The organism is Bradyrhizobium sp. 142 (genome assembly GCF_023074015.1).
In the GTDB taxonomy this organism is placed as follows: Bacteria; Pseudomonadota; Alphaproteobacteria; order Rhizobiales; family Xanthobacteraceae; genus Bradyrhizobium.
In genome coordinates this window covers 1-26883 of record NZ_JADPKQ010000361.1, presented here as the reverse complement: position 1 = coordinate 26883, position 26883 = coordinate 1, and the positions used below count along the sequence as shown (strand labels likewise).

The 26883-nt window shown below is 64.2% G+C and carries 25 protein-coding genes; 14 read left to right on the top strand and 11 right to left on the bottom strand.

The genetic code is table 11. The annotated features are described in order from the left end of the window. The 4 genes from IVA82_RS33250 to acnA form a co-directional block, all read right to left on the bottom strand. The coding region (locus IVA82_RS33250; RefSeq protein ID WP_247493704.1) for a transposase at positions 1 to 363 on the bottom strand (363 nt) is incomplete at its 3' end. A 131-nt stretch (positions 364 to 494) separates the two neighbouring features. Further along, positions 495 to 866: a DUF2794 domain-containing protein gene (locus IVA82_RS33245; protein WP_247389833.1), complete on the bottom strand. Its 372-nt coding sequence runs from the start codon at positions 864 to 866 to the stop codon at positions 495 to 497. A gap of 585 nt (positions 867 to 1451) precedes the next feature. Beyond that, positions 1452 to 2234 (bottom strand): DUF1223 domain-containing protein, encoded by a 783-nt coding sequence (locus IVA82_RS33240; RefSeq protein ID WP_247389832.1) that lies wholly within the window; start codon positions 2232 to 2234, stop codon positions 1452 to 1454. 228 nt (positions 2235 to 2462) lie between these two features. After that, positions 2463 to 5183 (bottom strand): aconitate hydratase AcnA, encoded by a 2721-nt coding sequence (gene acnA / locus IVA82_RS33235; RefSeq protein ID WP_247389831.1) that lies wholly within the window; start codon positions 5181 to 5183, stop codon positions 2463 to 2465. Positions 5184 to 5437: 254 nt separating this feature from the next. Here acnA and ccmA point away from each other — a divergent pair, with 254 nt between their 5' ends. From ccmA to IVA82_RS33210, 5 genes are all read left to right on the top strand, one after another. Next, positions 5438 to 6040, top strand: a complete 603-nt coding sequence (gene ccmA / locus IVA82_RS33230) for a heme ABC exporter ATP-binding protein CcmA (RefSeq protein ID WP_247389830.1) — start codon at positions 5438 to 5440, stop codon at positions 6038 to 6040. Between the two features lie 280 nt (positions 6041 to 6320). Continuing rightward, positions 6321 to 6989, top strand: a complete 669-nt coding sequence (ccmB, locus tag IVA82_RS33225; protein ID WP_247389829.1) for a heme exporter protein CcmB — start codon at positions 6321 to 6323, stop codon at positions 6987 to 6989. Between the two features lie 76 nt (positions 6990 to 7065). Next, positions 7066 to 7857: a heme ABC transporter permease gene (locus tag IVA82_RS33220; RefSeq protein ID WP_247389828.1), complete on the top strand. Its 792-nt coding sequence runs from the start codon at positions 7066 to 7068 to the stop codon at positions 7855 to 7857. After that, positions 7854 to 8063, top strand: coding sequence for a heme exporter protein CcmD (gene ccmD, locus IVA82_RS33215; protein WP_247389827.1), 210 nt, complete (start codon positions 7854 to 7856; stop codon positions 8061 to 8063). Before IVA82_RS33220 ends, ccmD begins: the two co-directional genes overlap by 4 nt. After that, the gene (locus IVA82_RS33210) at positions 8060 to 8644 is read left to right on the top strand and encodes a DsbE family thiol:disulfide interchange protein (protein ID WP_247389826.1); all 585 of its coding nucleotides are present in this window, start codon (positions 8060 to 8062) and stop codon (positions 8642 to 8644) included. The genes ccmD and IVA82_RS33210 overlap by 4 nt, the downstream gene beginning before the upstream one ends. A gap of 283 nt (positions 8645 to 8927) precedes the next feature. On the opposite strand, the gene typA is transcribed toward IVA82_RS33210, so the two are convergent. Both typA and IVA82_RS33200 read right to left on the bottom strand, forming a co-directional pair. Next, positions 8928 to 10754, bottom strand: coding sequence for a translational GTPase TypA (typA, locus tag IVA82_RS33205; protein WP_247389825.1), 1827 nt, complete (start codon positions 10752 to 10754; stop codon positions 8928 to 8930). 319 nt (positions 10755 to 11073) lie between these two features. Then, positions 11074 to 11856 (bottom strand): Crp/Fnr family transcriptional regulator, encoded by a 783-nt coding sequence (locus IVA82_RS33200; protein ID WP_247389824.1) that lies wholly within the window; start codon positions 11854 to 11856, stop codon positions 11074 to 11076. 176 nt (positions 11857 to 12032) lie between these two features. Here IVA82_RS33200 and IVA82_RS33195 point away from each other — a divergent pair, with 176 nt between their 5' ends. Next, positions 12033 to 12413: a response regulator gene (locus tag IVA82_RS33195; RefSeq protein WP_247389823.1), complete on the top strand. Its 381-nt coding sequence runs from the start codon at positions 12033 to 12035 to the stop codon at positions 12411 to 12413. A 6-nt stretch (positions 12414 to 12419) separates the two neighbouring features. Here the strand turns inward: IVA82_RS33195 and IVA82_RS33190 are convergent, their stop codons facing one another. Beyond that, positions 12420 to 13961 carry an alkaline phosphatase D family protein gene (locus IVA82_RS33190; protein WP_247389822.1) on the bottom strand — a complete coding sequence of 514 codons (1542 nt, stop codon included), beginning with the start codon at positions 13959 to 13961 and terminating at the stop codon, positions 12420 to 12422. Between the two features lie 107 nt (positions 13962 to 14068). Continuing rightward, a complete protein-coding gene (locus IVA82_RS33185; RefSeq protein ID WP_247389821.1) occupies positions 14069 to 15514 on the bottom strand; it encodes a TAXI family TRAP transporter solute-binding subunit in 1446 nt (481 codons plus the stop codon). A gap of 151 nt (positions 15515 to 15665) precedes the next feature. Between IVA82_RS33185 and IVA82_RS33180 the strand changes: the two genes are divergently transcribed. Then, the gene (locus IVA82_RS33180; protein ID WP_247389820.1) at positions 15666 to 15980 is read left to right on the top strand and encodes a 4a-hydroxytetrahydrobiopterin dehydratase; all 315 of its coding nucleotides are present in this window, start codon (positions 15666 to 15668) and stop codon (positions 15978 to 15980) included. A gap of 90 nt (positions 15981 to 16070) precedes the next feature. Continuing rightward, complete coding sequence (locus IVA82_RS33175; protein ID WP_247389819.1) at positions 16071 to 16445, top strand: YkvA family protein; 375 nt, start codon at positions 16071 to 16073, stop codon at positions 16443 to 16445. A 51-nt stretch (positions 16446 to 16496) separates the two neighbouring features. Here the strand turns inward: IVA82_RS33175 and IVA82_RS33170 are convergent, their stop codons facing one another. The 3 genes from IVA82_RS33170 to IVA82_RS33160 all read right to left on the bottom strand — a co-directional run bounded on the left by IVA82_RS33170 (position 16497) and on the right by IVA82_RS33160 (position 19818). Beyond that, the gene (locus IVA82_RS33170) at positions 16497 to 17657 is read right to left on the bottom strand and encodes a TAXI family TRAP transporter solute-binding subunit (protein WP_247389818.1); all 1161 of its coding nucleotides are present in this window, start codon (positions 17655 to 17657) and stop codon (positions 16497 to 16499) included. Between the two features lie 18 nt (positions 17658 to 17675). Continuing rightward, positions 17676 to 18530 carry a hypothetical protein gene (locus tag IVA82_RS33165; RefSeq protein WP_247389817.1) on the bottom strand — a complete coding sequence of 285 codons (855 nt, stop codon included), beginning with the start codon at positions 18528 to 18530 and terminating at the stop codon, positions 17676 to 17678. A 313-nt stretch (positions 18531 to 18843) separates the two neighbouring features. Beyond that, complete coding sequence (locus IVA82_RS33160) at positions 18844 to 19818, bottom strand: NADPH:quinone oxidoreductase family protein (RefSeq protein WP_247389816.1); 975 nt, start codon at positions 19816 to 19818, stop codon at positions 18844 to 18846. Positions 19819 to 20060: 242 nt separating this feature from the next. On the opposite strand from IVA82_RS33160, the gene IVA82_RS33155 reads away from it, so the two are divergent. The 6 genes from IVA82_RS33155 to argG all read left to right on the top strand — a co-directional run bounded on the left by IVA82_RS33155 (position 20061) and on the right by argG (position 26164). Beyond that, on the top strand, positions 20061 to 20900 hold the full coding sequence (locus tag IVA82_RS33155) for an SDR family oxidoreductase (RefSeq protein WP_247389815.1): 840 nt from the start codon (positions 20061 to 20063) through the stop codon (positions 20898 to 20900). Between the two features lie 116 nt (positions 20901 to 21016). After that, positions 21017 to 21664: an invasion associated locus B family protein gene (locus IVA82_RS33150; protein WP_247389814.1), complete on the top strand. Its 648-nt coding sequence runs from the start codon at positions 21017 to 21019 to the stop codon at positions 21662 to 21664. 207 nt (positions 21665 to 21871) lie between these two features. Next, the gene (rlmN, locus tag IVA82_RS33145) at positions 21872 to 23083 is read left to right on the top strand and encodes a 23S rRNA (adenine(2503)-C(2))-methyltransferase RlmN (RefSeq protein ID WP_247389813.1); all 1212 of its coding nucleotides are present in this window, start codon (positions 21872 to 21874) and stop codon (positions 23081 to 23083) included. 124 nt (positions 23084 to 23207) lie between these two features. Then, positions 23208 to 23702 carry a hypothetical protein gene (locus tag IVA82_RS33140; protein WP_247389812.1) on the top strand — a complete coding sequence of 165 codons (495 nt, stop codon included), beginning with the start codon at positions 23208 to 23210 and terminating at the stop codon, positions 23700 to 23702. A gap of 255 nt (positions 23703 to 23957) precedes the next feature. After that, the gene (locus IVA82_RS33135; RefSeq protein WP_247389811.1) at positions 23958 to 24734 is read left to right on the top strand and encodes a phosphatase PAP2 family protein; all 777 of its coding nucleotides are present in this window, start codon (positions 23958 to 23960) and stop codon (positions 24732 to 24734) included. Positions 24735 to 24826: 92 nt separating this feature from the next. Next, complete coding sequence (argG, locus tag IVA82_RS33130) at positions 24827 to 26164, top strand: argininosuccinate synthase (RefSeq protein ID WP_247389810.1); 1338 nt, start codon at positions 24827 to 24829, stop codon at positions 26162 to 26164. The last annotated feature ends 719 nt before the right edge of the window (positions 26165 to 26883 follow it).

Sequence of the window (26883 nt, the reverse complement as noted above, 5' to 3'; positions counted from 1 at the left end):
GAGCGCCTTCCAATTGTCCCGGCGGAAATTGGCAATGGTGCGATAGCCCGGCACCAATTGCTTCATCAGCCAGATCAGTTCGAGGTTGCGCCCGGCCTCGCGCTCGAGCGCCCGCGAGGAGCGGATCCGGTTGGTGTAGCCATAAAGATAGAGCTTCAGCAGATCGGCGGGATCGTAAGGCGGTTGTCCTGCCCCGCCGCCTGACCCGGCATGGCCGAAGCCAAGCCGCTCAAGATCCAGCGTGGCAACAAACGCCTCGATCGCGCGAACAGGGTTGTCGCCACCCACATAATCCTCCACCCGCGCAGGCAGAAGGCTCACCTGATCCCGGCTAACCCCGGTCTTGAACATGCGATTCGCCATGCCGAATCGTACACTGCTTCGAGCTAACGGCCAGATTCTTGCCCAGTCTCGCAGCGCAATCCGGGACAGTTTACCGCGGCCGCAGCGGCCCCGGATTGCGCGAAGCGAAATCCAGGCTACGGGATTCCGCTCTAAACCACCGCCAGCTTGCGGTCGATCACCAGTAGCACACGCTCCAGCTCATGGCCGCGGCGCAGGATCAGGCCGGTCGCAGAGATCACGCTGTACATGCCCTGCTTGCGCGCAAGCCTCGGGTCTTTCTCGATGCGATAGATCGGCACCTCGGAAGCGCGGCGAAAGACCGAGAACACGGCACGGTCCTTGAGGAAGTCGATGGCGTAGTCGCGCCACTCACCGTCGGCAACCATCCGGCCGTAGAGATTGAGGATGCGGTGCAGCTCGAGCCGATTGAACGTCACCCGGCCAAGCTGGGCATTGGCAGCGGCAGGGCGCGCCACCGCGCGCTGCTCGCTCGGATCGGCATCCTCCGACATCAGACTCATGGAGCGCCTCCTGTTGCACAGCATAGTCGCGTCCGCGAAGACCGTCCTCGGAACCGCGGATCATGACGGCTGCATGATTGCGCCAACGGTTCGCCTCTGCAAGAGGTTCCCGCCCAAACCAGCCAATCAGGCGCCAATCAGCCCACACGCAACAGTGGAACTTCCCAGCGACAAACCGTCACGGGATCGTTAGCGGGAATCATAGTCTCGCCGCTTTTCCGCCTAGCGACTGCCGCCCTGCATTGCGAAAAGGTTGGTGTGCGTTGACCCGGTCCTTTCGGTTCCGGATTCCTCAGCCCCCAGCCCCCCGGGGTCGTCAGGATCGGGTCTGTACGCGCGACAAGGAGGGCCAACGCAAGTTGGTCCTTTTTTGTTTGTGTCGGGATGTGTCTGCCTCGACCGGCTTCTCTCTGGCTCCCGCGAAGACTCTCTGCCCTCATCCTGAGGAGCCGCGCTCTTCGCGCGGCGTCTCGAAGGATCGAGGCCGGAATCCATCAGCGGGGCCTGCATGGTTCGAGACGCGCGCAAGGGCGCGCTCCTCACCATGAGGATTGTGAGCGAGTACGACGCTTGGGGAGAATCGAATCAGTGCAGCGACAGCGACGTATACGCCGCGCCCAGCATCGGTCCCGGCTTCTCGCGGCTGCCGTCCTGGACATAGACCACCGCACCGTCGACGCCGTCGCGGGTGAGGTTTTCGATCGGCACCGTCCAGCTTTCCGACTGTCCGGTCCAATCACCGACCTTGAGCAGGTTGCGCACGACGTTGTGATAGGTGACCTGCTGCCCGCGATTTTCGCCGCGGGTGATTGTGATCGGCACCGACCTGGCGACCGAGCAGATCCAGACCTCGCCGTGCGAGACCACAGGCTCCTTGCTCGCGGCCACCGAGACGTTGATCTGCTTGCCCGAGAGCGACATCGATACCGGCACGCTCATCACGCCGGGGCCCTTGTCGGTCTTGCCGATGGCGCTTTCGATGCCGGCACGGTCGCTGCCGATGACGTGCGTGGAGCCGTTGACCACGGCCTGCGGCGTATAGACCTCACGGTCCCCGCGCATGCGCGAATAGGCGCGCTGGCGTGCAGAGAAGCGCGAATCCGCCAGCGTGTCCTTCCAGCCGAGATAGTCCCAATAATCGATCGGCATGCTCAGCGCGATGATCGAGGGGTCACTGGAGAGGTCGCCGATGATCTTGTCGGCAGGCGGGCAGGATGAGCAGCCCTGCGAGGTGAAGAGCTCGACCACCGCGCGAGGGTCAGCCTCGGCAGGACGGATGACGGCGACGATCGCACAGATACCAAGTGCTCCCGACCAGAGGGCACCGGACCAACGTGAAACCAGATGGGAAGCCGTCATTGCTGTCATGTCGTACGCCGCACACCATTGCTCGTGAGAAGGGAATTACCGCCGGATGGTCACCTTAGTCTTACGGACGCGTCACATTCAAACGTCCAGGCAACCATCCAAGGCGAGGTATTTCGCCGGGTGGGCCGTCTGAAGCTGCCGCAAACGCGCGAAGGCGGCCTTGTGATAGGCCGCCTTCGTTTAACCTTCTACTCACTTCGCAGTGAGCCACTGATCACAAATCCGCGCTCACGCCGCGAGTTTGCGCAGCACATAGTGCAGGATCCCGCCGTTGCGGTAGTAGTCGAGCTCGTCCAGCGTATCGATGCGACAAAGCAGCGAAACGCGCTGCAGCGAGCCGTCGCCGGAGACGATTTCCGCGGTCAGCTTCTGACGCGGCTTCAAATCGCCGACGAGGCCGCGCAGCGTGACCTTCTCGTCACCCTTCAGACCGAGCGACGACCAGGAGGTACCTTCCTCGAAGGTCAGCGGCAGCACGCCCATTCCGACCAGGTTGGAGCGATGGATGCGCTCGAAGCTCTGGCAGATCACGGCGCGGACGCCGAGCAGGCGGGTGCCCTTCGCCGCCCAGTCGCGCGATGAGCCATTGCCGTATTCGGCGCCGGCAAACACCACCAGCGGCACCTGCTCGTGCTGGTACTTCATCGCGGCGTCGTAGATCGACATCTGCTCGCCGTCGGGCCAATGCTTGGTGAGACCGCCTTCGGGAATGTTGCCGTCGGCGCCCTTGAGCATGAAGTTCTTGATGCGGATGTTGGCGAAGGTGCCGCGCATCATCACTTCATGGTTGCCGCGCCGCGTGCCGTACTGGTTGAAGTCGGCGGGGCGCACCTGGTGCTCGCTGAGATACTTGCCCGCGGGCGAGGTGAGCTTGATCGAACCGGCCGGCGAGATGTGGTCGGTGGTGATCTTGTCGCCGAACATGGCGAGGATGCGCGCCTCGACGATATCGGTGACCGGCTCCGGCTCCTTCTTCATGCCGTCGAAGTAGGGCGGGTTCTGCACATAGGTCGAGCTCATGTTCCAGCGATAGGTCTCGCTCTCAACCGTCTTGATCTTGCGCCAGTTGGTGTCGCCCTTGAACACGTCGGCGTACTTCTTCTTGAAGATCGACGCGGTCACGAACTTCTTCATGAAGGCGTTGATCTCCTTGGTCGTCGGCCAGATGTCCTTGAGGTACACCGGCTTGCCGTCCTTGCCTTCGCCGAGCGGCTCGACGGCAAGGTTCTTGGTCACGCTGCCGGCCAGCGCGTGGGCGACGACGAGCGGCGGCGAGGCCAGGTAGTTCGCCTGTACGTCCGGCGAGACGCGGCCCTCGAAGTTGCGGTTACCGGAGAGCACGGCTGCTGCGACGATGCCATTGTCGTTGATCGACTTCGAGATCTCCTCGGGCAGCGGACCGGAATTGCCGATGCAGGTGGTGCAGCCGAAGCCGACCAGGTTGAAGCCGACCTTGTCGAGGTCGGTCTGGAGACCGGAATCGGCGAGATAGGCTGCGACAACCTGGCTGCCCGGGGCAAGCGAGGTCTTCACCCACGGCTTTGCCTTGAGGCCCTTGGCTGCAGCGTTACGCGCCAGCAGTCCGGCGCCGATCAGCACGCTCGGATTCGAGGTGTTGGTGCAGGAGGTGATGGCGGCGATGACGACGTCGCCGTGGCCGATATCGAAGTTCTTGCCCTCGACCGCGAAGCGTTTTGCGGGCTCCTCCGCTTTCTTGTACTCGGTGCTGAGCGCGAGCGAAAACCCTTCGGCCACCGCGGGTAGCGCGATGCGGCCTTCGGGGCGCTTCGGGCCGGCCATCGACGGCACGACGTCGCCGAGGTCGAGCGTGAGGGTCTCCGTGAACACCGGGTCCGCCGACTTGGCGGTGCGGAACAGGCCCTGCGCCTTGGCATAGGCCTGCACCAGCGCGACGCGCGCCGACGCGCGGCCGGAGGTCTTCAGATAATCGATCGCGGCAGCGTCGACCGGGAAGAAGCCGCAGGTCGCGCCGTATTCGGGGGCCATGTTGGCGATGGTCGCCTTGTCGGCGACGGAGAGGTGGTCGAGGCCGGGACCGAAGAACTCGACGAACTTGCCGACCACGCCGAGCTTGCGCAGCATCTGCGTCACGGTGAGCACGAGGTCGGTCGCGGTGACGCCTTCCTTCATCGCACCCTTCAGCTTGAAGCCGACGACGTTGGGCAGCAGCATCGACAGCGGCTGACCGAGCATGCAGGCTTCCGCCTCGATGCCGCCGACTCCCCAGCCGAGCACGGCGAGACCGTTGACCATCGTGGTGTGGGAGTCGGTGCCGACGAGCGAGTCGGGATAAGCGACCTCGAAGGTGCCGGTCTTCTTGCCGACCGTCATCTTCTCCTTCTTGGTCCAGACCGTCTGGGAGAGATATTCGAGATTGACCTGGTGGCAGATGCCGGTGCCGGGCGGCACCACGGAGAAGTTCGAGAACGCCTTCTGGCCCCACTTCAGGAACTCGTAGCGCTCCTGGTTCTGCTTGTATTCCTCGGTGACATTCTTGCCGAAGGCCTTGTTGTCACCGAAGAAATTCACGATCACGGAGTGGTCGATGACAAGATCGACCGGCACCAGCGGGTTGATCTTCTCCGCATCGCCGCCGAGCTTCTGCATCGCGTTGCGCATCGCGGCGAGATCGACCACCGCCGGCACGCCGGTAAAATCCTGCATCAGCACGCGGGCGGGACGGAACGCGATCTCATGCTCAAGCGACTTCTTGCGCAGCCATTTCGATACCGCGACGATGTCCGCTTTCTTGACCGAGCGGCCGTCCTCATTGCGCAAGAGGTTCTCGAGCAGGACCTTCATCGAATAGGGAAGCTTGGAAATTCCCTTCAAACCATTCTTCTCGGCCGTGGGCAGGCTGTAATAGACATAGGTCTTGGCGCCGACCTTGAGGGTCTTTTTGCATTTGAAGCTGTCGAGCGAGGTCATGAAGGAAATCCCAATTGTTAGTTATACCCGGCAAGGGGTATTTTAACACCGTCAGCGAATCCGGCTGGGTCGCTTGCAGGGGCAGGTTGAGTTGCTGCATCAAGTAGTTCCGGGCTTATAGAAGCTTTCTAACCGCGCCGCCACAGCCACAATCGTACCGCAGCAATTCGCGAGCCAAAAATTCTGATGCGCTACCCCAAGATTTACTTAGGGTTTCCGTGGGGGCTCTCTTGAGAGCTTCAGCAGGCGGAGAAATGCGGCTTTGCGGCAGCGGGCTCACATGCGTGCGGGGCGGCCGCGAGGTGTTTACCGGGCTCGATTTCGACGCGGCGGCCGGGGAAGCAATCGCCGTCATCGGCCGCAACGGATCGGGCAAGACGTCGCTGCTGCGGCTGATCGCGGGCCTGCTCATTCCGGCCGGCGGCACGATCGCACTGGCGGGGGGCGATGCCGAGCTGACGCTGCCCGAGCAGTGCCACTATCTCGGCCATCGCGATGCCCTGAAGCCGGCACTGAGCGTGGCGGAAAACCTGTCGTTCTGGGCTGATTTCCTGGGCGGAGAGCGTTTTGACGCGGCCGAGAGCCTCGCCGCCGTCGGCCTCGACCACGCCAGCGATCTGCCAGCCGCGTTCCTGTCGGCCGGACAGCGCCGCCGGCTCTCGCTGGCCCGTCTGCTCACGGTCTGCCGCCCGGTCTGGCTGCTGGACGAGCCGACCACGGCACTGGACATCGCCGGCCAGGACATGTTCGGCGGCCTGATGCGCGACCATCTCGCCCGCGGCGGCCTGATCATCGCCGCCACCCACGCGCCGCTCGGCATCGAATCGCGCGAGCTGCGGATCGGGGGCATGGTATGATTCTGATCGACCCTCAGTTTTCCAAGCGGCTAGGCCGCGCCCTCTTCGTTCCCTCCCCCCTTGTGGGGGAGGGTCAGGGAGGGGGGTGCCACACGGCGCGCTTTCTCGGTCCAAGGGCACAGGAAGCAGGCGCTCTGTTGCTGGCTACCCGCCTTCCAAAAGCAACTCTCCCGGAGCTACCCCCCTCCCCAACCATCCCCCACGAGGGGGGAGGGAGCGCAGCGTGCGCGCGGCACGCGGCGGCTACTTGCTGCGGGTACTCCTCCCAGGAGGGCACCCCATGACCGCCTTCGCCGCCCTCATTCGCAGGGACATCCGGATCGCGCTTCGCGTAGGGGGCGGGGCGCTGATTGGCGTGCTGTTCTTCCTGACCGTGGTAGTGTTGATGCCGTTCGCCGTCGGGCCGGACCTTGCGCTGTTGTCTCGGCTCGGGCCGGCCATTCTCTGGCTGGGGGCGTTGCTGGCCAGCCTCCTGACCCTCGACCGGCTGTTCATGGCCGACCATGAGGACGGCTCGCTCGACCTGATCGCGATGAGCCGGACACCGCTGGAACTGGCCTGTGCCGCCAAGGCGCTGGCGCATTGGCTGGCGGCCGGCCTGCCGCTGATCATCGCAACCCCCGTGCTCGGCCTGCTGCTCAACCTCGACATGGTCGCGACCGGCGCGGTGGCGCTGACGCTGCTCGCCGGCACCCCGGCCCTGACCTTCACCGGCATGATCGGCGCCGCGCTGGCGGTGACGCTGCATCGCGGCGGGCTGTTGATGGCGGTTCTGGTGCTGCCGCTGTCGATTCCCGTACTGATCTTCGGGGTTGCCGCCTCGCAGGCCGCCATCGTCGGGCCGATGTCGTTCGGCGCGCCGTTCTCGATCCTCTGCGCGCTGTCGCTGGTCAGCCTCGTGGTCGGCCCCTTCGCCGCGGCGGCGAGCCTGAAGCATGGGCTGGACTGACCTTGACCCCGATCAATTTTCGCTACGGACTTTCGTGCTGATTGCCTGAGCGGCCACCGGCGATTATCAGAATACCATGACGCTGATCGACCTTGCCAATCCGACACGGTTCCTCGCGCTGACAGCGCGGGTGATGCCGTGGCTTGCTGCCGCGACCATCGCCCTGCTCGCGATCGGCCTCTATCAGTCCGCTGTTGCGCCCGACGATTACCAACAGGGCGCGACGGTGAAGATCATGTTCATACACGTCCCCAACGCCTGGCTGTCGATGTTCGTCTGGGGAGTGATGAGCATCGCCTCGCTCGGCACGCTGGTGTGGCGCCATCCGCTCGCCGACGTCGCCGCGAAGGCCGCAGCTCCGATCGGCGCCGCCTTCACCTTTCTCGCGCTGCTCACGGGATCGCTGTGGGGCCGGCCGATGTGGGGCACTTATTGGGAATGGGACGCGCGGCTGACGTCGGTGCTGATCCTGTTCCTGATGTATCTCGGGCTGATGGCGCTGTGGCGCGCGGTCGACGATCCCTCGCGCGCGGCGCGCGCCGCGGCAGTGCTGACGCTGGTCGGCGCGATCAACCTGCCCATCATCAAGTTCTCGGTCGACTGGTGGAACACGCTGCACCAGCCGGCCTCGGTGATGCGCATGGGCGGCTCGGCGCTCGACAGATCGTTCCTGATTCCGCTGCTGGTGATGGCGATCGCGTTCACGCTGCTGTTCGTCACGCTGCACTTGGCGGCAATGCGCAACGAGATCCTGCGCCGCCGTGTCCGCTCGCTGCAAATGATCCAGGCGAGCCGTATAGCGTTTTCGAGCGAATTGGGCGCCGGTCCGCGTGAAGGCAGCGCGTCAAAAGGAGCCGGGACCGCATGATGACATCGCTCGGCCCCTACGCGTCCTTCATCGTGACATCCTATGCCGCCGCGGCCCTCGTGGTGGCGATCCTGATCGGCTGGGTCGTGCTCGACCATCGCAGCCAGACCCGGCGCCTGCGCGAGCTCGACCGCAGCGGCATCACTCGCCGCTCGGGCAGTAGCGCGGTGGATGCGCCAAGAACGATCACAAGAACGATCACATGAGCGATCAATCGACCCCCGCGACGCCGCAGCGACGCACCCTCCTGATGGTGCTGCCGCTGATCGCCTTCATCGTTCTTGCGCTGCTGTTCTGGTTGCGGCTCGGCAGCGGCGATCCCGCGCGCATCCCCTCCGCGCTGATCGGGCGGCCGGCGCCGCAGACTATGTTGCCGCCGCTCGATGGGTTGCAGGACAATGGCGCGCCGGTGCCGGGCCTCGACCCGGCGGCGTTCAAGGGCAAGGTGAGCCTGGTCAACGTCTGGGCGTCGTGGTGTGTGCCCTGTCATGACGAGGCGCCGCTTTTGACCGAACTGGCAAAAGACAAGCGCTTCCAGCTCATCGGCATCAACTACAAGGATGCACCGGACAACGCGCGGCGCTTCCTCGGCCGCTACGGCAATCCGTTCGGCCGCGTCGGCACCGACGCCAATGGCCGCGCCTCGATCGAATGGGGAGTGTACGGCGTGCCCGAGACCTTCGTCGTCGGACGCGAAGGCACCATTGTCTACAAGCTGGTCGGACCGATCACGCCGGACAATTTGCGGACCGTCCTGTTGCCGCAGCTGGACAAGGCGTTGAAATAGGAAAGTATCGTCATGCCCCGCGAAGGCAGGGCGATTGAAGAAAGACGTGGCTAGAAGCTCGCCTGCGGCCCATCCTTCGAGACGCCCGCCTGCGTTGGGGATGAGGTCGCATTTTTCGGCGGGATATCTAACCCTCATGGTGAGGAGCCCGCCAAAGCGGGCGTCTCGAACCATGCAGGCCGAGCTCGTCCCACAACCTCCCGCCCTCATATGCGAAAGCCCTACCCCGCGAAGGCGGGACAGGGCATGACGCGTATATGGGCAGCTCGGTTTACGCCACCGCTTACGCTACAGCTTCCTTGGCCTTCTCCGCGCGCTTGCGCTCGTTCGGGTCGAGGTGCTTCTTGCGCAGGCGGATCGACTTCGGCGTGACCTCGACGAGTTCGTCGTCCTCGATATAGGCGAGCGCCTTTTCCAAGGTCATCCGGATCGGCGGGGTCAGGCGCACCGCTTCGTCCTTCGACGTGGTGCGGATGTTGGTGAGCTGCTTGCCCTTGAGCACGTTGATCTCGAGATCGTTGTCGCGGGTGTGCTCGCCGACGATCATGCCCTTGTAGACCTTCCAGCCCGGCTCGATCATCATCGGACCGCGGTCTTCCAGCTTGAACATGGCGTAGGCCACCGCGTCGCCTTGGTCGTTGGAGATCAAGACGCCGTTGCGGCGGCCCTGGATCTCGCCCTTGTAGGCGGCATAGCCGTGGAAGATGCGGTTCATGATCGCGGTACCGCGGGTGTCGGTCAAAAGCTCGCCCTGATAGCCGATCAGGCCGCGGGTCGGCGCGTAGAACACCAGCCGCAGGCGGTTGCCGCCGGAGGGGCGCATCTCGATCATCTCGGCCTTGCGCTCGCTCATCTTCTGCACGACGACGCCGGAATGCTCCTCGTCGACGTCGATCACGACCTCTTCGATCGGCTCCTGCCACGCACCGGTGGCCTCGTCCTTCTGCAGCACGACGCGCGGACGTGACACCGAGAGCTCGAAGCCCTCGCGACGCATGGTTTCGATCAGGATTGCGAGCTGCAATTCGCCGCGGCCCGACACCTCCATGGAATCCTTGTCGGAGGCTTCGACGACGCGTAGCGCGACATTGCCTTCGGCCTCGCGCAGCAGGCGGTCGCGGATCATGCGCGAGGTCACCTTGTCGCCTTCGGTGCCGGCGAGCGGCGAGTTATTGACGATGAACGACATCGACACGGTCGGCGGATCAATCGGCTGTGCCGGCAGCGGCACCTCGACGGAGGGATCGCAGAAGGTGTCGGCGACGGTGCCCTTGGTGAGGCCCGCAATCGCAACGATGTCGCCTGCATCGGCTTCATCGAGCGGCGTACGCTCGATGCCGCGGAACGCCAGGATCTTGGTGATGCGGCCCTGCTCGATGGTCTTGCCGTCGGCGCCCAGGACCTTCACGGCCTGGTTCGGCTTGATCGAGCCCGAAGTGATGCGGCCGGTGATGATGCGGCCGAGATAGGGGTTGGCTTCGAGGATGGTGCCGATCATGCGGAACGGGCCTTCCTCGACGGTCGGCGGCGTGACATGGCGCACGATCAGGTCGAACAGCGGCTGCATACCGGCATCGTGGGAGCCGTCGGGGCTCTCAGCCATCCAGCCCTGCTTGGCCGATCCATACAGGATCGGGAAATCGAGCTGCTCCTCGCTGGCGTCGAGCGCCGCGAACAGGTCGAACACCTCGTTGATGACCTCGGTTGGGCGCGCGTCGGGGCGGTCGACCTTGTTGATGACGACGATTGGCTTGAGACCGACCTTGAGCGCCTTGGAGACCACGAACTTGGTCTGCGGCAGCGGGCCTTCCGCGGCGTCCACCAGCACCAGCGCGCCATCCACCATGTTGAGGATGCGCTCGACCTCGCCGCCGAAATCGGCGTGGCCGGGGGTATCGACGATGTTGATGCGGGTATCCTTCCACTGCACCGACGCCGCCTTGGCCAGAATGGTGATGCCGCGCTCGCGCTCCAGATCGTTGGAGTCCATGGCGCGCTCAGTGACCTTCTGGTTCTCGCGATAGGTCCCGGATTGCTGGAGCAGGCGGTCGACGAGCGTAGTTTTGCCGTGGTCGACGTGGGCGATGATAGCAACGTTGCGGAGGTTCATGAGTGAGCTTCTTTGCGGTCGAACAATGGGTTAAGCGCGATCTCGCCGGTCGGACCGGGACCTCTTCTCGGACAACGCTGGAAACAGGAAAACGGGCGCTTTCCGCCCTAAAAGGAAGCCCGGCTATCTCTACCGGGCACCCTGCGTTGCGGCGCAATATATGCAAAAAACGCCAAAAAACAATGCGTTCTTTCGCGGTTGGTTGACTGAATTTTGTCCGGGAATTCCCGGGGCTTAGGGCCGCTTCAAGCCCAATCCTGGGCTGCGCCGCCGGTCTGATCGCAAAGTGGGGCGGATCAGGCCTGCCAGATCAGCCTTGTCAATCAGCCTTATGCGCCGAGCCGAGGCCCGTCTCCTCGGTCGGGTAGACCCCGCTCAGCACCTCCTCGAAATGCAACTTCACGGCGTCGTTGCACAGGCAGGCGCGCAACCGCAGGCCGTCGCGGTTGCGGACCAGGATCGACCCGCGCCGCGTCTCGAGCACACCTTCCGCCTTGAACGATTGCAGCACGCGGCTGGCATAGCTGCGGCCGACGCCGAGCAATGTCGCAAGCTGCTCATGCGTCAGCGGGACGCTGCTCTCGTCACCGGTCCGCTCCATCGCCGCCAGGATCCACTTGGCCGTGCGCCGCTCGATCGAGTGGATGGCATTGCAGGCGGTCGACTGGAAGATCTGCGCCAGCATGCAGTCGGCGTAGCGGGCGAAGACGTTCCGCAACGAGACCGAACGCTGCTTTGCCGCTTCCAGCTTGCCGACGTGAATGCGCGCAAATGGCCCGCCGAATTTCACGCAGATGCGGGTATAGGCCGGCAGAAATCCCTCGCTGACGATGCCACCCACCGCGCCTTCGCGACCGACCAGAATGGTCTCGACGTCACGGCCGTCCTCATTGGGAACGAGGAAGGTCGCAAGCGCCGGACCGCAGGGAAAATGGACGACCTGGACGTCGTCGCCGGGATTGTAGAGCAGTTCGTTGGCCGCAGCGTTCTCGACACTGATATGCGGTGCAAGTAGCGCGTAGTCCGCCTGGCTCAGACGACGCAGCAGATTGTTGGTCGGCCGGCTGCTGACCTCGATTGCCTTGCCGGTACGCGCGTCCATCGTGAACTCCTCATCCGCCCCTCCACATTAGCGAGTTCCGTCCAGATACTGTGTGCACGAGTGGACAGACGGAACAACTACGTTGTGATCGGTTTCGTTCCAGGAACCCTCCGATGCGCTGGACACAGGCATCGTGTTGCGGAAGTCCCGATCCGAGAAACTTCCAAGATGCGATCATGGCTTCCGCTTTACCCGACGGCTCCGATTGTCCCGCCGATGTCCTGATCGTCGAGGACGATCCGATCATCGCGATCGACTTCGAGGATCGCCTGCTCGGATTTGGCGTGAAGAGCGTGCGCACGGCGGGCTCGGTGGCGCAGGCACTGGCGGCGATCGCGCTGCGGGCACCTGATTTCGCTCTGCTCGACGTCGAGCTGACCCGCGAGAACAGCTTTGCGGTCGCCGAGCGGCTGGCGGCGCTGGAAATTCCCTTCGTCTTCGTCACCGGCTACGGGGACGAGACACGGATCGCACCCGATTTCGTCAAACGGCCGCGTTTGCAGAAGCCCTGCTCCAGCGAGGCGCTCGAGGCCGCGCTACGGTCGCGTGGCGCCTGAAGCCGCTCACGCCAGCTTGGGATCCAGCATGGTCGACCACAGTGCAACATCGGCACGGTCGCGCAAGGTCACCGTCATCTGGCCGGAGGCGCCGTCGATCTTGACGTGACCGAAGAACTGCATGCCGGCGGATGGCGGCAGGTTCTGGTTGTCCTTCCCCGGCGCCTTGACGAAGCGCACCTCCGGTCCAAAAGTGTTGTCGAGCGCATTCGGACCGAAAGTGCCCGCATGCAGCGGGCCCGAGACGAATTCCCAGAACGGCTCAAAATCCTGGAACTGCGCCTTGTTCGGATCGTAATAATGCGCAGCGGCGTAGTGCACATCCGCGGTCAGCCACACCGTGTTGCTGATCGGCGCCATCTTGATGAAGCGCAGGATATCGGCGATCTCGAATTCGCGGCCGCGCACCGGACCGTCGCCTTGCGCAACAGCCTCCGAACCGCCTTTCGGCGTGTCCGAGACGATCAGGCTGAGCGGCATGTCGGATGCGATCACCTTCCAGGTGGCGCGCGAGTTGAGCAGGCCGCGCTTGAGCCAGGCAATCTGGTCGGGCCCGAGGAAGTAGCTGGCGGGACCGTAAGCGGTGTCGAGATTGGCGCCGTTCGGGCCGCGATAGCTGCGTTCGTCGAGCACGAACACGTCGAGATGCGGGCCGTAGGAGATCTGGCGATAGACCCGGCCCGGCTCGGCAATGCTCTCGCGCATCGGGTACATCTCGTGAAAGGCGCGGCCTGCACGGGCCGCGAGCAGCATGATGTCGCGCTCCTTGTAGATCGCCGGCAGCTCCTTCGACAGCGACCAGTTGTTGGTCACCTCGTGATCGTCCCACTGCACGAAGATCGGCACCTCGGCATTGAAGGCGCGAAGATTGTCGTCGGTGAGATTGTATTTGTGCGCGGCACGGTACTCGTCCAGCGTCTCGGCGACCTTGGCCTTCTCGGGGATCGTGACATTTTTCCAGATCTTGCCGTCGGCGAGTTTCACCTCGGACGCGATCGGGCCGTCGGCATAGATCGTGTCGCCGGAATGCAGGAAGAAATCCGGACGGTGCTTGCGCATCGTGGAGAAGGTAAACATACCGCCGTCATCCGGATTGATACCCCAGCCCTGGCCGGCAACATCGCCGCCCCAGACGAAGCTGACGTCACGGCGATCGGCCGGCGCGGTGCGGAAGCGGCCGGCCACCGGCTCGCCCGCGATCGCGGTGTGCGAGAGATCGCGGAAGCGGACGCGGTAGAAGATGTCCTGTCCGCTGGGAAGATTCTCGATCAGCATCTTCGCCGTGAAGTCGCTCTCCGGCATTGCTGCGACCGGCGGCAGCGCACGGGCGTCCTTGAACGACTCCGTCGTCGCGACCTCGACCAGCATCTGCGAGGGACGGTCGGCACGCGCCCAGACCACGCCGCCATCGACAGTGACGTCGCCGGACTGCACGCCATGAGTCACCAGCGGCCGGTCGGCCGCGCGCGACAGTCGAGGCATGGCGATCGCACCGAGCGCACCGGCGCTGGTGGCGAGGAAACGGCGGCGGGAGAATTTGAGCTTCATGGGAGATGGTCCCGATATCGCGTTGGACGGCTGGCGAGGCGCAAGCCGTCACGATGAACTCAGACGCTATATTGAGACAATGTGACGCAGCGATAACGCGCAAGCGCTTACGCGTTGCCGGCGGCCCGGAATTGCCCGGCGGCGCGTTGCAGGTTCTGCGGCAGGCTGAACAACACCGCCTTGCGGTCGGCGACCGCGGCGTGGAACTGTTCGAGCACGATGTTGAAGGCGGTGAGCGCGCTTTCCTCGATCGCGCCGTGATCGAAGCAGTGCAGCGTATCGCGCAGGATCTCGTCGGCTTCGGTCTGCATCTGATCGAGCTCTTCGGTCGTTTCGCTCTTCCGCGCTGCGGCGATCATGTCGAAAAGCCGTTCGCGCAGATGGCTGCTGGTGTTGCGCTCATCCTTTTTCAAATAGCCGGCGAACCATGCGCCGAGCGAGCCCATGGCCGAGAGCGCCATCAGGCTCCACCAGATGTAATCGCTGTACTTGTCCAGGAAGGTCTTTTCCTCGCCGTCAACGAAGGCAGCGGCACCGGGATGGACGGGAATCACTGCATCCTTGTCGGTGTCGGGCGTCTCGATCTTGGCGGCGAGCGGGAACTCCGTCACCAGCTGCTGGCGCACCGCGAAAAGCTGACGCGTGAACGCCGCGACTGTGGTCTCCGACAAGGCTTTGCGCGCCACGATGTGATGCGAGAAGCTGATGGTCTTGACCTCGTCGTCGGGACGATCGGGCGAGCCGCCGTAGGTGCCGGCGGGAATTTCAGCCGCCTCATAGACCGGATGGTTCTGAGCAATCGCATCGGCGGAATCGATCGCGAGAAAGGTCGGCGTTCCGACATCCTTTGTGGAGGCCGCAATTGCTTCCGCCGTGATCTTGCTGTTGACCGGACCTGCGGCGAGATAGGCATCGACCTTCTGGGTGCGGATCGCCTCGGCGGCTTCATTGGCCGGGAATTGCGCGATCTCGACCTTGGCGGGATCGACACCGTATTGCTGGAGGACCACCTTAAGCAGGTTGACGTTGGCCTGGGTGCGGCCGACCACGCCGACGCGATGGCCGGCGAGCTGTGCGATCTTGGTGATCTTGGCGCCCTTCTTCTTGCCCTTGGCGGGCACGGACCACAGCACCACGACGTTCTTGCGCAGGGTCGCAACGGCCTGCGCGTTCTTCGGCACGTCGAGATCGCCGCGGATGATGGCGAGATCGGCCTTGCCCTCCGCCAGCAATGCGGCGCTCGCGGTGGCGCCGTCGGTCTGGATCGGACGTAGCCGCACATAGCTCTTGTTCTGCGCGAAGGCCTGGGTCAGCGCCTGCACGACCTTGACGTCATCACTGTTGGCCGGCCCGACCGCGACTTTGAGTGTCACCGGCCGCATCGCGAAGTAGTAGCCACCGACGATCGCGCCGAGGATCGCGAGCACGAGCGCGAGAGTCACGAGTGCCGTCTTCCGCGCCGCGGATCGCGGCGAAGGCGGAGAGGGCGTTTCGGCCAGGTCCAATCCCCCGGTCATCGATCTCCCAAACAGGCGCTTGAGGCTCAGTTTCATCTTGGCCAGCGATTTACGCCGGCAACTGTAGCAAATTTCTTGTCCTGCGAGGTTACATTCCCTTCATGGTTAGCGGATCGACGAAATCCCCTATGAACCCGGACCGTCCGTGCGTGTTAGGGTAAAGTTCCCCTGAATGACGGAGGCGATCATGGCAGAGCGGCTAACGGCGGAGGCGCGCAAGCGGGCGCTGGGCGACATAGCGGGCTGGACCGAGGTTCAAGGCGAGTTTCAAGGCCGCGACGCCATCGGGAAGACCTTCATCTTCAAGGATTTCAACGAGGCTTTCGGTTTCATGACCCGCGCGGCGCTGGTCGCCGAGAAGATGGATCACCACCCCGAATGGCGCAACGTCTACAAGACCGTCGAGGTGGTGCTTTCCACCCATGACGCCGGCGGCGTGACGGAGCTCGACATCGGGCTCGCCAAGGCGATGAACGCCATTGCCAAGCTGACACCGGGCTGACGTCTTGCAGCGACCGGGCGCATTCCCATGTTGTGATCAGCACCGGATGCGGCGATCTGCCGTCCCTGGCTGAACGGGGAGTTTTGAAGCATGGCCGAACACAGCGTCGGCTTCGAGCCGGCCGATCGGCTCGCGGAAGACCGGGAGAGCGTGCGCCGCCGCTTCTGGCGCAAGCTGAAGCGCGTCGCCGCGCATCTGCCGTTCGCCGAAGATCTGGTCGCTGCCTATTACTGCGCGTTCGACAAAGGCACGCCGCGCCATGTCCAGGCATCCCTGTTAGGGGCGATCGCCTATTTCATCCTGCCGTTCGACTTCGTCCCCGACGTGATGCCGGTCCTCGGCTTCACCGACGACGCCGCTGTGCTCGCCACTGCCATTCGCATGGTCGCCAGCCACATCACGACCGAACACCGCGAAGCCGCCCGCGCCGCGCTGAAGCGTGGGGTGGATGAGGCGGAGGCGTAGTGCTCCGCCAGGACGGCTGCAGAGGAAGCCCTCGCACGGCGCAACTCCCCGCTACTTCCGTTCCGGAGCCGCCCGCGCCTTCTCCGCGTCCCACGCCTGGAATTGCTTGAACAGCGTTTCCTTGTCCGCGTCGGACACCTTTGCGGCCGTTGGGTTCTGCTTCAGGAACGCCTCGAAGCGCTGCTGCGTCACCGGCTCGACGCCGTGCCGGTCGAGCCATTGTTGCGCCACCGGCAATCTATTCCAGCCCGTCAGGGGTGCCGCGAGCGAGACTTCCTTCCACTTGGGATGGAAAGGCGGGTTCTGCAGCGTCGGGAATTTCGTGAAGAACGCATCCACGAACAGCGTGAGCTTGCGGTAGCGCTCGGTGTTGGGCGCCCAATTATAGGCCGCGAGCACCGCCGGCACAGCGATGGTATCCACGCTCTCGCCATCCTTGATGAGGTTCGGATAGTCCTTGGCGGTCAGCGTCGCGGGCAGATAGTCGCTCTGCAGCGGCTTTGCATAGTCCACGCGCGCGAGGTGGAAGCGACCGTCATTGCCGAAGGTCGAGACTGACTTGTACGGTTTGCCGCCGACCACGATGACGGCGTCGATCTCGCCGGCCTTCAGCTTCTCCATCGCGATGCGCTGCTCGACATAGACGAACCTCGCCTTGATCCCGAGCCGCTCGAACACAGTGAGCGCGGTGACGAAGGTGCCGCCGTTCGGCAGGTCGACGCTGACCGTCTTGCCTTCGAGATCCTTCAGGGTCGCGACCGCTTTCGGCGCGATCACCTGCATCTCTTCGTTGTAGAGCTTGGACACATAAGTGAACTGCCGCTTGATGTCCTTGGCGAAGCCCTTGCGTTCGAGATAGTCGAGCGTGTCGGCGCGCACGACGCCGAGGTCGACGCCTTGCAGGAACAGGATGTCGGCAACGCTCTGCACCGAGCCTCGGCCGACGATTGGCAGCACGCGGATCTTGTTGCCGTCGTCAAGCACGGAGGCGAGGTCGGCGCCGAATTGCACATAGGTGCCGCCGATCGTGCCGGTGATCACCGTGACGGTGTTGGCGTTCAGCGCCTGCTTGGTCGAAGTCGAGCCGAACTGGAAGATAGCCTTCAGGCCGTCCGAGACCTTTGCCGGATCGTATTCGGTCTGCTCGGCGCGTGCCGCGAAGGCACAGATGGTCATGATGGCGGCAAGCGCCATTCCCAAAGCGTTACGCATGATGTCCCCTAGAGAGTTCTAGTTCTGAAGCTGGGCAAGGCGCTGCCGCGCCTCCGCCGATCCGAGTTCCGCGGCCTTTTGGTACCAGTCGCGCGCGGCGGTCGCGTCGGCGGAGATGCGCCGCGCGTCGCTGGTGCCGAGCACGGCCGGGTCATAGGTCTGCGCCAGCAGAAGCGCGGCCGTCGCATCCTGTGCATCGGCCGCGCGTTCGAGCAGCAGGCGCGCCGCAACGATATCGCCAACCGCCAACAGGCTCTTCGCGCGCGCCATCAGCCCGGCCAGCGTGTCGGCATCGAGCGTCCTGGCAGACGGAGGGGGCGCAGGCGGTGTCGCGAGCGGCGTGGGCAAAGCCATGGGCGTTTGGGCTTGCAGCGCGGTCTGATAGGCGGTCGCGATCGCTTCGCGGCTCGGCGTTGACGGTGCCGGGAGATCCTGTGCGTCAGCGCTCGCCAGCCTTGTGTCGGTCGTCGCGCGCGCCGGATCCTCGCGCGGGGTCTGCGGTACGGCCGGCGCGTTAGCCGACGCCATCGCCTGATCCAGCGCGACGCCCGCCGAGCCAGCGGCATCGGCAAAGATGCTGCGAAGGTCGGACTGAAACAGCGCGGCCAGAATTGCCAGGGTGGATGCCGCTAGGACGGCCGCGACAATGCGCCGGACAATTCTGGCTCGGGGAGGCGACCCCAGCGGGGTATATTCGCCTGGGTCCGGCGCACCGAGCGGATCGGACAGGAATAGTGGAATTGGATCGTCCGGTGACAGATCGACCTGTGCGGCGCGCGCACGGACATAGGACGCAACGGGCGAATGTGATGCAGCTTGATCGGAATCGAACGCCCTCGATTCCCTGGACGGGCGGTACGCCGTCGTCTCCATGGTGATGCTCCCCATACCTCACGCAACGCAGGGGCATTCGGCTTCAGTCTTTTTGTTGTTGTCCAGAAGTTCCCCGCAAACTGGAGCCGGTAAATCGCAGTTTGAATCAGCCCAAAAAGCGACCGCGATTTGCGCAAATCGGGAGAAATTGGGGTTTGATTCGGGCGAGGCGGGGAAATGCACCGCTATTTTGGCGGCAATGGTTGACGATGTTTTACCATCTGACGGCGAACGAAAAAGCCGGCGCAGCTTCAGCGACGCCAGCGTTTCGCGTGACGACAATTGTTAAGTGGCGACGGCGGCGCCCGCATCCTCACGGATGCAAAATCACCTTGCCCATCGCCTGACGTCCCGCGAGCACCTTCAGCGCGTCCGCGGTCTGCGCCAGGGGGAAGGTGCGATCGACATGCGATGAGATTTTTCCTTCCGCGGTCCACGTCACCAGCTTCTCGAGATTGGCGCGGTTCTTGGCCGGGTTGAGCCGCGCCCAGGCGCCCCAGAACACGCCGCGGATGTCGCAGCCTTTCAACAGTGCGAGGTTCAGCGGCATTTTGGGAATGTCGCCGGCGGCAAAGCCGATCACGAGGAACCGGCCTTCCCAGGCGATCGAGCGCAACGCCTGCTCGGCGTAAGCACCACCGACCGGATCGAAGATGATGTTGACGCCCTTGCCGTCGGTAAGCCTGCGCAGGCCCTCCTTCAGATCTTCCTTGCCGTAGTTCAGCGTCAGCTCGGCGCCATGCGCCTTGGCGAATTCAAGCTTCTCGTCCGACGAGGCGCAGGCGATCACCTTCAAGCCCATTAGCTTGCCGAGCTCGCAAGCCGCCAGGCCGGTGCCACCGGCCGCGCCGAGCACCGCAAGCGTCTCGCCCGGCTTCGGGCTGGCGCGATCTTCCAGCGCATGCAGCGCGGTGCCGTAGATGATGATGATGCCCGCCGCACGATCGTAATCGAGACTATCCGGAATCTTCACAATCGATGCCGCCGGCAGCGCGATCTTTTCGCGCGCACCGTTATGGCCGCAGGACGCGACGACGCGATCGCCGACCTTCAGACCAGTGACGCCGGGGCCGATGCTCTCGATCACGCCGGCAACTTCCGCGGCCGGCGAGAACGGGAACGGCGGCTTGACCTGGTACTTGCCCTGGATCATCAGGATGTCGAAGAAGTTCAGCGCCGCCGCCTTGATCGCGATTAGGGCCTCGCCAGGCCCCGCCACCGGATCCGGCATCTCAGTGAGCACGAGATCGTCGGGCTGGCAATATTGCGAGCAGAGGATGGCTTTCATGGCGGCACCTCCTTGAGAGCACGTGTTGAGACGCCACTTGGCGTTTCGATGGAATTATAGTTTGCCCGTTTCTGCCGGATTTAGGGACGCGCGACAATCCGGTTTCTTTGTCTATTGGAACGCGCCAGCCTATCCTCTCGTCATCGCGAGCGCAGCGAAGCAATCCAGACTATTTCCGCAGCACGGACTCTGGATTGCTTCGCTGCGCTCGCAATGACGGAGGCAAAAAGAGGATTCAAACGATGTTTGAAACAGGTCTGCTGAGGGACAAACGCATCCTCGTCACCGGCGGCGGCTCCGGTCTCGGCGCCGCGATGGGGCGCCGCTTCCTCGGCCTCGGCGCCGAACTCGTGATCTGCGGCCGCAAACTTGACCGGCTCGAGGCGGCGGCTGCGGAGATGCGCGCAGAGACCCGCGGCAAGGTTACGACGATTGCGTGCGACATCCGCGACGGCGCCGCCGTTGAGAGCATGATGGACGCAATCTGGCGCGAGGCGCCACTCGACATCCTCGTCAACAACGCCGCCGCGACCTTTATCGCGCAGAGCGAGCATCTGTCGTTCCGCGCCGCGGACGCGATCCTCGCGCCGACCCTGCATGGCGCGATGTATTGCACGCTCGCAGCCGGCAAGCGCTGGATCGAGGGCACGCACAACGGCGTCGTGCTTTCGATCCTCTCGACCTCGACCATCACCGGCCGCGCTTTCACCGTGCCCTCGGCGATGGCGAAGTCGGCGATGCTAGCGATGACCAAAAGTCTCGCAGTCGAGTGGGGCCCGAAGGGCATCCGCACCGTCGCGATCGCGCCGGGCCCGTTCCCGACCGACGGCGCCTCCGGGCAACTCCGCCCCGAGGGCCGCGATGAAGGCTGGACCGCGCGCAGCCCGCTTGGCCGCACCGGCGAGCACGGCGAGCTTGCCGACCTGGCCAGCTTCCTGATCTCGGATCGCGCCGGCTACATCAACGGCGAGATGGTGGTGATCGACGGCGGCGCGCATTTACGCAGTTCCGGCGCCGAGGACCTGCTGCGCTGGACCGAGGCGCAATGGGCCGAGCAGCGCGCCGCTCGGTCCCGAGGCTAGCTGCCGCCAACCAGCTAACTGCCTTCCCAAATTGGACTTTCCCGGCTATTCCTGACCCGGGGACAAAGCGCGGCCGGGCCATCTTCCAGTCACAATATTGAGGGAACCACTCCAGCATGTGGCGGGTGCTATCTTTAGTTTTGATGATCGGCATGATGACGTGCGGGATCGCCGATCTTGCGCGGGCGCAGACGGCGCAACCGGCGCCGAAGGCCGCACCGAAGTCGCCGGCGCCGGCGCCGGCTCCGGCGGCCAAGACGGCTGCAAAGCCCGAGAGCAAGACTGCGGCTCCTCCCGCGGCAGTTGCGGGCGGGGCGGAGCCGACGCTGATCGGCCAGTTCGGGACCTGGGGCGCCTATGCGGCGACCCCCAATGGCAAGAAAGTCTGCTTCGCACTGGCAAAACCGTCGTCGTCGAAGACCAACCCGCCGAATCGGCCGCGTGACCCCGCCTATGCCTTCGTCTCGACCCGGCCGTCCGAGAAGGTGAATAACGAAGTCTCGGTCATGATCGGCTACGCGTTGAAGCCGGGCGCGGAGTCGACGGCGGAGGTCGGCGGCGCCGCCTACGCGATGTACACGCAGGGCGATGGCCTCTGGATCAAGAACGCTGCCGAGGAGGAGCGGATGGTCGAAGCCATGCGCAAATCCGCCGACCTCGTGGTCAAGGGCGTCTCGGCCAAGGGGACGGAGACGACCGACACCTTCTCGCTGAAGGGCCTCGCCCAGGCGCTGGACCGGATCTCGCAGGACTGCAAGCGTTAAGACTGCAAGCCATAAGGCCGGTTAGGTCCAATTCGGCGTTGTTTGGCGGCTCTAGAGCGCCTATTTGAAGGCTGTTTCCCCTCATGGTGAGGAGGTGCGTAAGCGCCGTCACGAGGCCAAGATGCCTGATCCGGGCCTTCATCCTTCGAGACGCGCGCAGTGCGCTCCTCAGGATGAGGGATGAGAGTTTCTCCAAACAGAACGATGATGACCGCTGAATCGACCGAGACCGTTTCCGCTGCCGGGTTCCCTTTGGAAAAGGTCCCGCTCGAAACCTATGTGCCGCCGGCAAAGCCGTCGCTGATCGGTCTGTCGCGCACTGAGCTTGCCGATCGCCTCGGCGAGATCGGCGTCGCGCCCGCACAGCGCAAGATGCGCGTGCAGCAATTGTGGCACTGGATCTATTTCCGCGGCGCGCGGAACTTCGAGGAGATGAGCTCGATCTCGAAGGGCATCCGCGCCGACCTCGCGCAGCATTTCACCGTCGACCGGCCCGAGGTCGTGGCCGAGCAGACCTCCAACGACGGCACCCGCAAATGGCTGCTGCGGCTGCCGAGCGGCGACAATGTCCAGAAGGCGCATGAAGTCGAGTGCGTCTACATTCCCGAAAACGATCGCGGCACGCTGTGCGTTTCCTCGCAGGTCGGCTGCACGCTGAACTGCTCCTTCTGCCACACCGGCACGCAGCGCCTGGTGCGCAACCTCACCGCCGGCGAGATCTTGGGCCAGGTGATGGTGGCGCGCGACCGCCTCAATGACTGGGCCGATCGCGAGGACGGCACGCGCCGCGTCACCAACATCGTGATGATGGGCATGGGCGAGCCGCTCTACAATTTCGACGCCGTGCGCGACGCGCTGCTGATCGTCGGCGACAATGAAGGCATCGGCATCTCCCGCCGCCGCATCACGCTGTCGACCTCCGGCGTCGTGCCGAACATCGTCCGCGCCGGCGACGAGATCGGCGTGATGCTGGCGATCTCGCTGCATGCGGTGCGCGACGAATTGCGCAACGAGCTCGTGCCGCTCAACCGCAAATATCCGATCAAGGAACTGCTCCAGGCCTGCCGCGACTACCCCGGCGCATCGAACGCGCGCCGCATCACCTTCGAATATGTGATGCTCAAGGGCGTCAACGATTCGCTCGACGATGCCAAGCTGCTGGTGAAGCTGCTCAAGGGTATTCACGCAAAGATCAACCTGATCCCGTTCAATCCCTGGCCCGGCACGGCCTATGAATGTTCGGACTGGGACCAGATCGAGAAGTTCTCCGAATACATCTTCAACGCCGGCTATTCGTCGCCGGTGCGTACCCCGCGCGGCCGCGACATCCTCGCCGCGTGCGGCCAGCTCAAGTCGGAGACGGAAAAGCTCTCGGCCCGCGAACGCCAGACGCTGCGTGCCATGGCGATGACGGATTGATGGATCATGCCTGCGGTATCGCATCCTCGTCATTGCGAGCGAAGCGAAGCAATCCAGAGTCTTTCCGCGGAGACAATCCGGATTGCTTCGCTTCGCTCGCAATGACACCGTTGGCTGTTCCGTCATGGCACTGATCGGCCGCCTCGTCGTCATCTTCATCGGCTTTCTCGCCGCCTGTTTCGTCGGCGGGATGATCGTCGTAATGGCGCTGCTGTTTCCGGAGTTAGCCGATCTCGGCGCCGGTCCGGTCGATGAGGGCGTGGTCGACATCCTGCTCGGATTCGGCTTCATCTTCGTGTCCGGCTTTGCGCTGGTGCCGGCGATGGTGATCGCCGCGATCACCGAGGCGCTCTGCATCCGTAGCGCGCTTGTTTATGCCGTCGGCGGCGGCCTCGTGGGGCTGGCCTGCTATCTCGGCCTCGTTCCCTTTCATTCCGACACGTTGCAGTTCGAGGGCATCGTGCGGCGTCACCTCGAGATCATGACCGGCGCTGGTATCGTCGCCGGCGTCGTCTACTGGCTGATCGCCGGCCGCAATGCCGGCGCCTGGCGCAATCCGCCGTCCCCGCACAGGCCGCCCCCGTCGCTGCCGTCGAATTCGAGGCGGGACGCGCGATAGCGTTCTTACCCTCCCCTGGACGGGGGAGGGTCGCATCGCATCGCCAGATGCGATGCGGGGTGGGGTGACAGACTATCAGCGAGAGCGGTGTTGAGGGCTCACTTGGTTGCGGGTTTGCGGATGGTCGAGAGACCATTTGTGCGGCTTCACCCCACCTCGCTCGCGCTTCGCGCGAACGATCCTCCCCCTCCAGGGGAGGATGGGGACGCTGCCGCGGGGTTTTCATCCTCGCCCCACTCCGCTAAACCGCGCGCCATGAACCGGACTGGACTTTTCATTGCCCTGGCGCTGTGGCTCTTGATCGGCGTCGTTTTCGGCCTCTACCCCGAGCTCGATCTCAAGCTCGCCGCGCTGTTCTTCGATCCCCAGACGAAGACATTTCCGCTCAAGCTGAACGGCTGGGCGGGCTTCGCGCGTGACGCGGCGATGTGGATCGCCTGGGCGTTCTCGCTGCCTTCCTTGGTGGCGCTGGTGGTCAAGCTATTCCGGCCCGACCGGCCGCTGATGGTGTCGGGGCGCGCGATGATCTTCCTGCTGGTGACGCTGACGCTGTCGGCCGGCATCCTCACCAATCTCGGTTTCAAGAACTATTGGGGCCGGCCGCGTCCCGTGGTGGTGACGCAGTTCGCCGGCGACCAGCAGTTCGTGCCGTGGTGGGATCCTCGCGGCGGCTGCGCACGCAACTGCTCGTTCTTCTCCGGCGAGGGCGCGACGGCGTTCTGGACGCTGGCGCCGGCCGCCCTCGCCCCGCCGGCCTGGCGGCCGCTCGCCTATGCCGGAGCGGTGGTGTTCGGCGCCGTGACCAGCGGGCTGCGCATGGCCTTCGGCGGCCACTTCTTCACCGACGTGTCGATCGCCGGCCTCGTGACCTTCGTCGTGATCTGGCTCGCGTTTGCGCTGATTTACCGCTGGCCGCGGACGCGGTTTTCGGATGAAGCGGTGGACGCCGCGCTGACCCGGCTGGCCTGGCCGGGCTATCGGCTCCGCCAGCGCCTGTTCGGCGGCAAGACCGGCCCAGCGCCGTCGATCTGAGCCATTAAATGCGTGCCGAGGCGTGCGAAATTTGATATTCGCGCGGTCAACCCGCCCCGACATCAGCCCTTCGAGACCCGATTGGAAGCGCCATGACCACGATCCTGAAAAGCCTGCCCAAGGGTGAGAAAGTCGGCATCGCTTTTTCGGGCGGTCTCGACACCAGCGCGGCACTGCTCTGGATGAAGCAGAAGGGTGCCCGCTGCTACGCCTATACCGCCAATCTCGGCCAGCCCGATGAAGCCGACTACAACGAGATCCCGCGCAAGGCGATGGAGTTCGGCGCTGAGAAGGCGCTGCTGGTCGATTGCCGCACGCAACTGGTCCACGAAGGCATCGCCGCGATCCAGTCTGGCGCCTTCCACATCTCGACCGGCGGCATCACCTATTTCAACACCACGCCGCTCGGGCGCGCGGTGACCGGCACGATGCTGGTCGCGGCCATGAAGGAGGACGGCGTCAACATCTGGGGCGACGGTTCGACCTTCAAGGGCAACGACATCGAGCGCTTCTATCGCTACGGGCTTTTGACCAATCCGGGCCTGCGCATCTACAAGCCCTGGCTCGACCAGCAGTTCATCGACGAGCTCGGCGGCCGCGCCGAGATGTCGGCGTTCATGACCGCACAGGGGTTTGCCTACAAGATGAGCGCCGAGAAGGCGTATTCGACCGACAGCAATCTGCTCGGCGCCACCCACGAAGCAAAGGATCTCGAAAGCCTCGACAGCGGCATCAAGATCGTCAACCCGATCATGGGCTTGCCGTTCTGGCGCGACGACTGCGACGTCAAGGCCGAGAAGGTCGTGGTGCGCTTCGAGGAAGGCCAGCCCACGGCGCTGAACGGCCAGACGTTTAGCGATCCCGTCGCGCTGTTGCTCGAAGCCAATGTCATCGGCGGCCGCCACGGCCTCGGCATGAGCGACCAGATCGAGAACCGCATCATCGAAGCCAAGAGCCGCGGCATCTACGAGGCACCCGGCATGGCGCTGCTGCACATCGCCTATGAGCGGCTCGTCACCGGCATCCACAACGAAGACACCATCGAGCAGTACCGCATCAGCGGCATGCGGCTCGGCCGCCTGCTCTATCAGGGCCGCTGGTTCGATTCGCAGGCCTTGATGCTGCGCGAGACCGCGCAGCGCTGGGTGGCGCGCGCCGTCACCGGCGAGGTCACGCTCGAATTGCGCCGCGGCAACGATTATTCGATCCTGAACACGGAAAGCCCCAACCTGACCTATGCGCCGGAGCGGCTCAGCATGGAGAAGGTCGAGGACGCAGCCTTCACGCCGGCCGACCGCATCGGCCAGCTTACCATGCGCAACCTCGACATCGCCGACACGCGGACGAAGCTGAAGCTCTACACGGATACGGGCCTGTTGTCGGGCAGCGAAGGCTCGCAGATTTTCAGGTTGGAGAGCGACAAGGGTTGATGCGCTCGTAGCCCGGATTTCGCTTCGCGAAATCCGGGTCCGTCCGCTTGGTGAGAGTCCCGGATTGCGCTTCGCTCCATCCGGGCTACGCCCGAAATCGGGATAGGGGGACGCCTCGCGGCGTCGCCCCTCCCACACCACCGTACGTACGGGTCCGTATACGGCGGTTCGGTGGATTATGCGGGTCTCGGGGCCGCGACGGAAGCCAAGCCGAGTGACCTGAATGTATGGTCCGGCCGCGCGTTGCAAGAGGTTTCGTCAACCTGGCAGATGCGGTCTTGCATCAATGTATCCGGCCTCTGATTGGAGCGTGTTGTGCTCCGGGCCATCATGGATATCAGCGCGCATTCGAGCTGATTAGCGGACAGGCCTCGAAGGGGCCATTCGGGTCACCAGTGTTCGCATGCGCCGGGAAGACCGATTCTCCATCGTCGTCTCAATCCTCTCGCAGACCTCGGCGGGTAAGGGATGTTGGTTACGTCATCGATAGCTCCTCACTTCGCACTGTTCCTTTGTTCGTGCCTGGCGGTCGTTCCTTCGTCCCGGCCTGCGCGCGCAGACGCGCCGCGCGCAAGGGCCGTCAAGGCCGGCCGTCGTGCTGTTCTGACGGCTTGCTCGATCGCTGCCAGGCTGCGCCTTGACGGCCCCGAGCACGGCGCGAGGATCAAGCAGGTCGGGACGCCATCTCATCTGTCTTGACGCACTCGAAGGCGCGCCCC